Annotated in this window: 7 protein-coding genes and 1 pseudogene; 2 read left to right on the top strand and 6 right to left on the bottom strand. The window is 62.2% G+C overall.

Features of this window, described 5'->3' with window-relative positions:
• Window positions 1-8: 8 nt before the first annotated feature.
• The 6 genes and pseudogenes from IE122_RS17990 to IE122_RS17970 form a co-directional block, all read right to left on the bottom strand.
• Complete coding sequence (locus tag IE122_RS17990) at window positions 9-1019, bottom strand: replication initiator protein A (RefSeq protein ID WP_189622606.1); 1011 nt, start codon at window positions 1017-1019, stop codon at window positions 9-11.
• A gap of 17 nt (window positions 1020-1036) precedes the next feature.
• Window positions 1037-1318: pseudogene (locus IE122_RS17985) on the bottom strand (helix-turn-helix transcriptional regulator).
• A 138-nt stretch (window positions 1319-1456) separates the two neighbouring features.
• Entirely contained in the window at window positions 1457-1972 is a 516-nt protein-coding gene (locus IE122_RS17980; protein WP_189622605.1) for a DUF2285 domain-containing protein, read from the bottom strand.
• Window positions 1923-2210: a transcriptional regulator domain-containing protein gene (locus IE122_RS18455; RefSeq protein WP_268249033.1), complete on the bottom strand. Its 288-nt coding sequence runs from the start codon at window positions 2208-2210 to the stop codon at window positions 1923-1925. The genes IE122_RS17980 and IE122_RS18455 overlap by 50 nt, the downstream gene beginning before the upstream one ends.
• 113 nt (window positions 2211-2323) lie before the next feature.
• Window positions 2324-2596 carry a DNA -binding domain-containing protein gene (locus tag IE122_RS17975; protein WP_189622604.1) on the bottom strand — a complete coding sequence of 91 codons (273 nt, stop codon included), beginning with the start codon at window positions 2594-2596 and terminating at the stop codon, window positions 2324-2326.
• A gap of 114 nt (window positions 2597-2710) precedes the next feature.
• Window positions 2711-2965, bottom strand: a complete 255-nt coding sequence (locus IE122_RS17970; protein ID WP_129403049.1) for a helix-turn-helix domain-containing protein — start codon at window positions 2963-2965, stop codon at window positions 2711-2713.
• Window positions 2966-3280: 315 nt separating this feature from the next.
• Here IE122_RS17970 and IE122_RS17965 point away from each other — a divergent pair, with 315 nt between their 5' ends.
• Together IE122_RS17965 and IE122_RS18665 are read left to right on the top strand one after the other, a co-directional pair.
• Window positions 3281-3430: a hypothetical protein gene (locus IE122_RS17965; RefSeq protein WP_189622603.1), complete on the top strand. Its 150-nt coding sequence runs from the start codon at window positions 3281-3283 to the stop codon at window positions 3428-3430.
• Window positions 3430-4107, top strand: a complete 678-nt coding sequence (locus IE122_RS18665; protein WP_505832637.1) for a Qat anti-phage system associated protein QatB — start codon at window positions 3430-3432, stop codon at window positions 4105-4107. The genes IE122_RS17965 and IE122_RS18665 overlap by 1 nt, the downstream gene beginning before the upstream one ends.
• The last annotated feature ends 11 nt before the right edge of the window (window positions 4108-4118 follow it).

Here is a 4118-nt window from a genome sequence, read left to right as displayed (position 1 = left end):
GCCATGATCTACCTCGCCGCAGCCGTCATCAATTCACGATAAATCCCCACAACCCCTAAGTTACGGGCGCGAATTCGGCTTGCGCTGTCGCGACTTAACCCCTCATCGGGTTCCCGTTGGCACGAGCCTGAAGTTCCTGATGGCACGGGCCTTGCGGTTCCCGATGGCACGACTCCGTCCACAGGCTTTCCACCGGGCACCGATGGTTTGAAGGCGAGCAGGGTGCGACCTCGGGCCTCGGCTTCGAGGAACAGTATGTAGCCCGGGAGCGGCTGGCGCCGGACGATGTCACGAAGCTCGAACGCAAACCGCTTGAAGGGCGACAAGCTGCCGGACTTGAGATGCAGATGGCGAAAGTCGAAGCGCCAGCCATGGTGCTGTTTACCGCCGTGCTTACGGACCAGGCGATAAAGCCAGCGATCAAGTCCGCCGGTGAGATCGAAATAGGCTCGGTCGATGGTCAGCACGAGGGCATCGTCGAGTACGGCCTGATAGAACCAGTCGGGCAGGATCAGTTCGATGCCGTCGGGACGGCCGTTGCTGTCCCGGCGCTCCTTCCATTCGTTTATCCAGGAAAACCGGTGGCGCCGTCCCTCGGCATGCTGGCGGATGGACGTGGCGACGGTGGTCGATTGTAGCCGGTCCAGCGCGGCCTTCAGGCGCTGGTAGTCGCGCATGGACGTGCCGCGTCCGATGAACCTTAGCACTTCGTAGGGCGTTGCGACGATCAGCCGGGACGTTCGGAATCCCGCGTCGCGGGCCTCGACGATCTGGCTCGCAGCCCAGATCAGGATGTCCGCGTCCCAGATGGTCGCCATGCCATGATCCGGTACGGCCTCGACCCGGATCGAGACATTGCCGGCGACAAAGTCGATCGGGGTGATGCGGTGGGTCTTGGACAGGGAGAAGAATGGATAGGCCATGAGATCCTGCGCGTCCCGGGGCGCGATATCGCCAGGGATGGTGCGGAACAGATCGAGCTGTCCGTGCTCCGGAGGGGATTGGAGGCGGGGCGCCATGTGCAGATTGGCTGCGATCAGCGCGCAAGGCGGCCGGTCATGGAAACGACATCGTCCGGATGCCACTTCGCCGGCAGCACTGTGCCTCGCGGGTCGGAGGTCGACGTGACGGCGCCGCGTTCAGCTCAATGCTGCAAATCATCGACCGAGTAGACTACCCGGCCACCGAGCTTCTTGTAGGCGGGGCCAGTCCCGTAGGTCCGGTGCTTTTCGAGTGTTCGCGGCGAAAGGCTGAGAAACGCGGCCGCTTCCTTGGTGCGCAGATAGCGTGGCGGCAGAACGGCGAGATCGGGTCGCATAAGTCGGCCTTTCGTGGGCTTCGTTGGTGCCGCGGGAGATCGACGGCGGGCGAAGGCCACAATGGCGAAGCGAAATCGGCGAGTTGCAGCGGGATTTTGGTCCCTGCCAAATTCCCACATCAGCATTCGGGAGGCGGTTCAGGACCGGCGCTTGTGCCTCAGGAGGTTCCGGTATCCTCCCGCGATCATTGCGCGGGCATCGCGCAGCAGCGCCATGACGGCGTGGCGCGTGGAGGAGGTTTGCCACTCGTCGCGGCTGACCGGACCAAGTCGAAACAAGGCCCTAGCAATGTCTTGCTGGGTGGCACCGTGGCGCGAACCATCGAATGCCTGAAGCATCCTGCGCGCCCGCGTTCGCTGCTGACGGGTCAGTCTGGTGTCGGGCGGGATCGCGCGACCGTGAAGAGCGGCCAGAAGGCGATGTGCGGCTTCGAGCCTGCCGAACCCGTCGAGGTTCAAGGGAATGACGGCCACCGCTGGATTGGACGCAGAGGCCAGAAGTTGAATCTGAATGTGCTCGCCGTTGGCAAACCGGACCATGGCCTCGCCATCACTTCCGGGGATCACGGCAGGCAAATGGTCACCGCCAGATCCGAAGTCCAGCTCAGGGGGAGCTTCTGCCAGAACGACGATGCTGGTGTCGTCCTGAGGCATCCAGAAAACGGTGGCGGCAGCGTGATCCAGTGCGGGGTCGACCGCGAAATCGCAACCTCCAGCGCTGGCGGATCGCGTCCGTCAGCATGGCTATGTCGGCATCGTGTGCCGACAGGGCGTCGAAATCGCGGTTATATGCTTCGTTTCGTCGAAGCCATTCCCATGCGAGACCCGAGGCACTCATGCGTTCAACGGGCTCATAGCGTTCAGACGAACGCCATTGCGATGCATCCGGCATCATCACGATTCTCCCCGGCCTCATTCGATTACGGGAAGACGATGATTCCTTTCTGCGTTGGAGGTCGGAAGTCCCCATGTCGGCAACAGGTGATGCCGGAGCGGCATCACCTGCTAGTCCGGCTGCCCCTTGCGCAGGAGTTCGCGATAGCCGTGCTCGGACATCCATTGCGCGCGCGCCAGATGAGCATCGTGGACCTTGCGGGACCTCACCGGATCAATTGCGGCATCGAGGCCGAAGAGAATGCGCGTGGCCTCATGCCAGTCGGCCCCGTCCCGATGGGCATCCAGAAGCCGCAGGTACAGCACCATGTGCTCACGATCGTAGGAGGTGAGCTGTTGGCCTTGCGGCGGTTCATCGAGGAACTGCGGTGCAGACTCGTCCATCACCGGCCACCACGTTGTTCTAGGTGTTTTTGCGACTTTCCATCGGCCCTAGCATTGATCCAGGACAGCGGCTCGCAGATTTTTTCCGGTAGCGGAAAGAGACGACAGCCAGCCTTAAGGCCGGGCCGTTCGATCCCCTGGATGATGGAGCCGCAGAACACCTTCGCCCTTCTCCGTGGACAGGAGAACGACACCAGCGGATTCAAGCGCCCTGCGAACCTGATCGCGCGTGGTTTCATACACCTCAAGCCCGCTTTCGGATTCGAGGCGTTTGAGCGCGGTCAGAGAGACCTGGGCCTTGTCAGCGAGCGTCTCCTGTGTCCATCCCAGCAACGCGCGTGCGGCCCGCGATTGGCGAGCGGTGATCATGCATGATTGCCTCCCACCGCCGCGGATGAACGCGCCAGAACTACGACTATACTGGTCGTCCTTACTGCAAATACCACCTTTATCCTGCGTCGATCGACCTCTTGAACGGCGAACTATTTGTGCGGTTGGCGGACCTGATTCGGCCGCCCGAATGCCAAAAGGCCCCGACCGTTCTGGTCGGGGCCTGACGGAGACCTCAGTCGCCTCGGCGACCGTTGGGGCGAGACCAGATGAGCGAGTATCCTCAATGCGCTGCAGGCTCTCGCTGCTGCTTCGCCTACGTCTGCGAGCGCGATCGCCGCATTCTTCAGTGAAGTGCCATCCGGCCAGATCAAACCGTCCATCGTGCCCCGCCTCGCGCCGTTGCCATGGGGGCGGCAGGTTCTCATCGCTATGAACAAGCGCGGTGATCTGGCAACCACAACAAAGAACGCGGTGGTCAAGGCGATGAAGGAGAAGGGCTGATGGGTACGTCCGCTTCCAGCCGTGGTCCAGGATCAGGCCCCGATATTCCAATCGTGCAGCCTTGGGTGGAAAATCCTCCGGCCCAGCAGCCTGCGCCGCAGCCGGCACTGCCGATGCCGGCGCCAGGTCAAGCACCGACAGTGCCTTCACCACAGACGCCTCCATCCCCCACATCTCCTAATCCTCAGACGCCCCAGCCACCCGAACTTCAGCCTAAGCCCGAAGCATCAGCACCTGGCCGCTGGCGCGGCGTGCGGACGTCGCTCGGCAAATTTGGAGGAGGAGGCGATGACCGCGGCAGGCATCTGCGTCGTGGTCTCGGCCACTATTCGCGAAGCGGTTTGGGAGGTAGCGGCAACGCCGCCCGTCGGATGGCCGGCTCGGCTAGGACAGCCAGTGTCCTGCATAGTGCACTCACTGCGTTGGCAAATGGCGAACCTTTCCCAACGGAACTAGGGATCGATCCACAGGCTCTGGTCGGACTGTCGCCGTCAGAGTTTGCCGATGCTCTGGTCGATGCAATCCGGCCGATCGACGGCACACAGGACGCAGAAGCGACACGGGATTCGGTAGCGAGAGCGCTATCTGACATTCTCGACCAGAATGCCGATATCACCAACCTAAGAGCCTTCTCTGATTGGGGCCTTGTGGGTCAAGCTGCTTCCTCGACTCTGTGATCGTTCCCATG

The organism is Novosphingobium colocasiae (assembly GCF_014652555.1).
GTDB lineage: Bacteria > Pseudomonadota > Alphaproteobacteria > Sphingomonadales > Sphingomonadaceae > Novosphingobium > Novosphingobium colocasiae.
Note: the sequence above shows the minus strand (reverse complement) of the source record. Positions and strands in the feature narration are given on the sequence as shown.

What these genes read in the sequence shown, in the direction of transcription:
- IE122_RS17980 (WP_189622605.1), bottom strand. Translation starts at nt 1,972, where the DNA reads ATGCCTCAGGACGACACCAGCATCGTCGTTCTGGCAGAAGCTCCCCCT.
- IE122_RS17975 (WP_189622604.1), bottom strand. Translation starts at nt 2,596, where the DNA reads ATGGACGAGTCTGCACCGCAGTTCCTCGATGAACCGCCGCAAGGCCAA.
- IE122_RS17990 (WP_189622606.1), bottom strand. Translation starts at nt 1,019, where the DNA reads ATGGCGCCCCGCCTCCAATCCCCTCCGGAGCACGGACAGCTCGATCTG.
- IE122_RS18455 (WP_268249033.1), bottom strand. Translation starts at nt 2,210, where the DNA reads ATGCCGGATGCATCGCAATGGCGTTCGTCTGAACGCTATGAGCCCGTT.
- IE122_RS18665 (WP_505832637.1), top strand. Translation starts at nt 3,430, where the DNA reads ATGGGTACGTCCGCTTCCAGCCGTGGTCCAGGATCAGGCCCCGATATT.
- IE122_RS17970 (WP_129403049.1), bottom strand. Translation starts at nt 2,965, where the DNA reads ATGATCACCGCTCGCCAATCGCGGGCCGCACGCGCGTTGCTGGGATGG.